The sequence below is a fragment of the Pseudomonas sp. genome (assembly GCF_030696055.1).
Taxonomy (GTDB): Bacteria; Pseudomonadota; Gammaproteobacteria; order Pseudomonadales; family Pseudomonadaceae; genus Aquipseudomonas.
In genome coordinates, this window is sequence record NZ_JAUYNP010000258.1 from 1 (window position 1) to 5123 (window position 5123).

At 64.1% G+C, this 5123-nt stretch carries 6 protein-coding genes and 2 tRNA genes; 6 read left to right on the forward strand and 2 right to left on the reverse strand.

Annotation, left to right across the window (positions count from 1 at the left end; translation table 11 throughout):
- Window positions 1-80 precede the first annotated feature (80 nt).
- From Q8Q83_RS15185 to Q8Q83_RS15210, 6 genes are all read left to right on the forward strand, one after another.
- Window positions 81-156: transfer RNA gene (locus Q8Q83_RS15185), tRNA-Ala, on the forward strand.
- A 48-nt stretch (window positions 157-204) separates the two neighbouring features.
- Window positions 205-280: transfer RNA gene (locus tag Q8Q83_RS15190), tRNA-Glu, on the forward strand.
- Between the two features lie 172 nt (window positions 281-452).
- Window positions 453-992, forward strand: a complete 540-nt coding sequence (locus Q8Q83_RS15195) for a TetR/AcrR family transcriptional regulator (RefSeq protein ID WP_305624967.1) — start codon at window positions 453-455, stop codon at window positions 990-992.
- An 11-nt stretch (window positions 993-1003) separates the two neighbouring features.
- The gene (locus Q8Q83_RS15200; protein WP_305624968.1) at window positions 1004-1843 is read left to right on the forward strand and encodes an alpha/beta fold hydrolase; all 840 of its coding nucleotides are present in this window, start codon (window positions 1004-1006) and stop codon (window positions 1841-1843) included.
- Between the two features lie 165 nt (window positions 1844-2008).
- Window positions 2009-2458: a thioesterase family protein gene (locus Q8Q83_RS15205; RefSeq protein ID WP_305624969.1), complete on the forward strand. Its 450-nt coding sequence runs from the start codon at window positions 2009-2011 to the stop codon at window positions 2456-2458.
- Window positions 2459-2666: 208 nt separating this feature from the next.
- Entirely contained in the window at window positions 2667-3650 is a 984-nt protein-coding gene (locus Q8Q83_RS15210) for a tRNA-dihydrouridine synthase (RefSeq protein WP_305624970.1), read from the forward strand.
- 213 nt (window positions 3651-3863) lie between these two features.
- On the opposite strand, the gene Q8Q83_RS15215 is transcribed toward Q8Q83_RS15210, so the two are convergent.
- The gene (locus Q8Q83_RS15215; RefSeq protein WP_305624971.1) at window positions 3864-4610 is read right to left on the reverse strand and encodes an SDR family oxidoreductase; all 747 of its coding nucleotides are present in this window, start codon (window positions 4608-4610) and stop codon (window positions 3864-3866) included.
- Window positions 4611-4842: 232 nt separating this feature from the next.
- Window positions 4843-5123: EAL domain-containing protein (locus Q8Q83_RS15220; protein ID WP_305624972.1), on the reverse strand; the 281-nt coding region annotated here is incomplete at its 5' end.

Below are 5123 nucleotides of genomic sequence, written 5' to 3' on the forward strand. Positions count from 1 at the left end.
CAGGGGTTCGAGTCCCCTAGGGGACGCCACTATTTCCAGCCGCAATGCTTCGGCGTTGTGTGTCGAGAGACGTTAAATCCGGGGCTATAGCTCAGCTGGGAGAGCGCTTGCATGGCATGCAAGAGGTCGACGGTTCGATCCCGTCTAGCTCCACCAATTCCACGACAGGCCAGCCTAGTGCTGGCCTTGTTCTTCGAAGGTTTCGTCCCCTTCGTCTAGTGGCCTAGGACACCGCCCTTTCACGGCGGTAACAGGGGTTCGAGTCCCCTAGGGGACGCCATTTTTACCCGCACTGCGGGATTTTGAAGGGTCATTCTTTAGGGAGTGGCCCTTTTGTTTTTCCGCCTGTTTATTTCCTGCCTGTTGACTCAGCCGACCAGCGGTTGTGGTTAAGTCTTGCATAAATTTATTACGAGCATAATATTTCAATCGTAATATTTATGGAGGCGAACATGAGCGACAAGAAAGCGCAAACCCGTGAACGCATTCTCGCCGCGGCCAGCGCCGCGCTACTGCAGCGTGGTCCTGCCGAACCCAGTGTCGGCGAGGTGATGGGGGCTGCCGGCCTCACCGTCGGCGGCTTCTATGCGCATTTCGAGAGCAAGGACGCGCTGATGCTGGAGGTCTTCCGGCAGATGCTCTGTCGGCGCCGCGAGCTGCTCGAGCAGATGGATTCGAGCCTGCCGGCCGATGAGCGGCGGGCGCTGGTGGCGGCCTTCTACCTGTCGCGCAAGCATCGCGATGCCAGCGATCAGGGCTGTCCGTTGCCCAGTTCGTTGGGCGAGCTGACGCGACTGCCGGAAAGCTTTCGCACCGTATTGGCCGAGCACTTGGAGCTGATGACCGCGCAATTGGCGGCAAGCCCCGAGGATGCCCACAAAGTGCTCGCCGATATCGCCTTGATGGTCGGGGGGCTAGCGCTGGCGCGGGCGCTGGGTCCCTGTGAGTTGTCTGACCGCGTCTTGCGTGCCGCCAAATCGGCGATCGTTTGAGGAGAATGGCAATGAACAACATCAGCTGGATTCGTGGTTTCAATGCATCTGTAGGTCTAGTGGCCCCCCATGCGCTGGCCAGCAAGCTGCGCCGCGAGTTTATGACCCCGCGCGAGACCTTGCCGCGGGATTGGGAGCTGCCGCTGTTGGGGCTGTCCGAGCGCGTCACGCTGCGTTTCGGGCTCTCGGCCCTGCGCTGGGGCAGCGGTCCGACTGTGCTGCTGATGCACGGCTGGGAAGGCCGGCCGACGCAGTTCGCCGAGTTGATCAAGGCCTTGGTCAAGGCCGGCTATGGCGTGGTGGCGCTGGATGCGCCGGCCCATGGGCGCTCGCCGGGGCAGGAGGCCACTGTGGTGCAGTTTGCCCATGCGCTGCTCGAGGCGGCCAACGAGTTGCCGCCGCTCAAGGCGGTGATAGGTCACTCCATGGGCGGCGCCAGTGTGCTGCTGGCGACCCAGTTGGGCCTGCGCGCCGAGGCGGTGGTGAGCATTGCCGCGCCGAGCCGGATTCTCACCATGCTGCGGCGTTTCACCCGTTATATGGGCTTGCCGGCGCAGGCGGGCGCACATTTCGTGCACCTGATCGAGGAGAAGGCCGGCATGCCCGCGGGCAAGCTGGATGTGGCGCAATACCAACTGGATTACCCCGGCCTGGTGGTGCATGCCGCGGACGATCCTGTGGTGCCCTTTAGCGAGGCTGAAATCATTCACCAGGCCTGGTTCGACAGCCGCTTGTTGCGCCTGGAGGAGGGCGGCCACCAGCGACTGTTGGCCGACCCGCGTCTGCATGAGGCGGTGTTGCAGCTGCTCGGGACGGCCCGGCAAACGCTGCCAGGCGCAGTGGCCTTGTGACAAGGCCAGTTTGGGGTGACCTGAGCGGGTGACTTGCCTTCCAAGGTGCGCGCGGCAACTGTAAGGTTGTACCGAGCAATCTGGTGCGTGCGCGTACCCTGGATCCGATCACCCCCCACTGGCCGCTACAGTCCGCAAGCTGGCCGGCAGCCTGGAGCAACAACTATGAATTGGGACCTGGCCAATCCGTTCGTCATCGATATCAACGTGCTGGCCGAGGATATCGATGGCCTCGGGCACGCCAACAATGCGGTCTATGTCAGCTGGCTGGAGCGCTGTGCCTGGCGCCACTCGCAATACCTGGGGCTGGATCTGGCCGAGTATCGCCGCCTCGACCGCGCCATGGCGGTGCTGCGCCACGAAATCGACTACCTGGCCAGCGCCTATGAAGACCAGCACCTGCAGATGGCCACCTGGATAGTCGAGTCCGACCAGCGCCTGAAGATGGACCGGCGCTTCCAGCTGATTCGCCCGGAGGATGGCGTCACCCTGTTGCGCGCCAAGACCACCTTCGTCTGTATCGAGTTGTCCACTGGCAAGCCCAAGCGTATGCCGACGGAGTTCGTCGAGGGTTATGGCGCGGCTTTGCTGCCGCCTTTCCCCATGGAGCTCTGACAGGCGCCGCCTGGCCGATGCCTGGCTGTTTATCCGCCATGCCGCGTACACTACGCGGCGTTTTTTGTGTCCCGCCATCCTTGGCGGCCACCCCTTCGGGGCCGTCGCTGCGCGACGTCAAAAATCGTTCCCGACGATTTTTTGCGGCCTGCCATCCCTGGCGGGCGACGTCAAAAATTTCTCCCGAAAATTTTTCAAGAGATTGTCTATGCAAATCGCCCTGGCCCCCATGGAGGGGTTGGTCGACGAGATCCTGCGTGACGTGCTGACTCGGGTCGGTGGCATCGACTGGTGCGTCACCGAATTTATCCGCGTCACCGAGCGGGTGCTGCCCGCGAGCACCTACGAGAAGCTGGCGCCCGAGCTGTTCACGGGGGCGCAGACCGCTGCCGGCACGCCGTTGCGGGTGCAATTTCTCGGCTCCGATCCGGCTTGCCTGGCGGATAACGCCGCCTTCGCCTGCACCCTGGGGGCGCCGGTGATCGACCTGAATTTCGGCTGCCCGGCCAAGACGGTGAACAAGTCCCGTGGCGGCGCGGTATTGCTGAAAGAGCCGGAGCTGCTGCATGCCATAGTCCGCGAAGTGCGCCGCGCGGTGCCCGCGCCTATTCCGGTCACGGCCAAGATGCGCCTGGGCTTCGAGCACAAGGACTATGCCCTGGAGTGCGCCCAGGCCCTGGCCGAGGGCGGCGCCGGGCAAATCGTGGTGCACGCGCGGACCAAGGTCGAAGGCTATAAGCCGCCGGCGCATTGGGAGTGGGTGGCGCGGGTGCAGGAGGCGGTCAAGGTGCCGGTGTTCGCCAATGGCGAGATCTGGACCCTGGATGACTGGCGGCGCTGCCGCGAGGTCAGTGGGGTCGAGGACATCATGCTCGGTCGCGGTCTGGTGGCGCGCCCGGACCTGGCCCGGCAGATAGCCGCGGCCAAGGCGGGACAGGAAGTGGTGGCCATGAGCTGGCAGGAACTGCAGCCCGTGCTGGCCGATTTCTGGTTGCAGGCGCGGCGCAAGATCTCCCCGCGCTATGCGCCGGGGCGGCTCAAGCAATGGCTGGCCATGCTGACCCGCAGCTATCCCGAGGCCACCGATCTGTTTAGCCTGTTGCGCCGGGAGAGTGACTGCCTGCGTATCGATGCCTTGCTTGACGTCGATGTTTCGGTTCGCACGCGGCAGGAGCAACTGGCCATTGCTTGACGCTGTAGGTTGGGTTGAGGCGCGCAGCGGCGAAGCCCAACATGGCGGTCTGGTGGTGGACATCGCGTTGGGTTTCGCGGAGCTCAGCCCAACCTACGGGGTCGGCGATTTCGCTAGGTAGGGGCCTGGATCGCCAGCAAGCTGGCTCCTACAAGACAGAATCCTCGTGCAGAACCCAGGCTACGGCTTGCTAACGCACGTTGGGTAGGCGGATTAACGCCCGCCGCCGATATCCAGCAACGCCCCACTGGCGTAAGAGGCCTGCTCGCCGGCCAGCCAGAGAATCGCCTCGGCGACTTCCTCGGCGCGCCCGCCACGGCCCATGGGGATGCTTTGGCTGATGCGGGTCACCCGCTCGGGTTCGCCGCCGCTGGCGTGGATCTCGGTGTCTATCACCCCGGGGCGCACGGCGTTGACCCGAATGCCTTCGGCCGCCACTTCCTTGGCCAGGCCCAGGGTCAGGCTGTCGATGGCGCCCTTGGCCGCGGCATAGTCGATATATTCGCCGGGCGCGCCGAGGCGGGCGGCCGCCGACGACAGGTTGACTATGGCGCCGCCGCGCCCGCCCTGGGCGGTCGACATGCGCTTGATCGCCTCGCGGGCGCAGAGAAAGCTGCCGAACACATTGGTGGCGAACACCCGCTGCCAGCGCGCCAGGTCCATCTGCTGCAGGCGCATCTGCTGTTCCAGCACGCCGGCGTTATTGACCAGCACATCGAGGCGGCCGAAGTGCCGATCGAGGCTGGCGAACAGGCGCAGGACCTGGGCTTCATCGGCCACATCCGCCTGCACGGCCATGGCTTGGCCGCCGCCCTGGACTATCTCCGCCACCAGCGCCTCGGCCGCCGTACGTTGCCTGTGGTAATTGAGGCACAGCGCATAGCCCTGGGCCGCGGCGAGCCTGGCCGTGGCGGCACCTATGCCGCGGCTGGCGCCGGTAATTAGCATGACCTTGTGCATGGCTATGTCCCCGTTATGTGTTGCAAGCAAACCCTGGTCCGGATCGTAGGTTGGGCTGAGCTGCGCGAAGCCTCGCAAGGCCCACAAGGTACAAAAAGGTGGCAAGGATTGTGCCCGTACCATCGCCGTTGGGCTTTGCAGTTGGGCTTTATCGCTACGCGCCTCAACCTAACCTACGCAGCCGCCTACAAAGGTTCAACACGCAACCGGGACATAAGCTGCCCTGGTCGTTTTAGGGGAAGGCTTGCAGGCGGTTGTCCTGCAGCAGGACGCGAAACTCGTCCATGGGCACAGGTTTGCTGAACAGGTAGCCCTGGTAGAGGTGGCAACCCTGCTCCTGGAGAAAATCCAACTGGTCGCTGTGCTCGACCCCCTCGGCAATCATCGCCAGGCCCAGGCTGCGCGCCATGGCGACTATGGCGCGGATGATTTCCGCGTCGTTGGCGTCCTGAGTGGCATCGCGGACGAAGGACTGGTCGATCTTCAGCACGTCCACCGGCAGGCGCTTGAGGT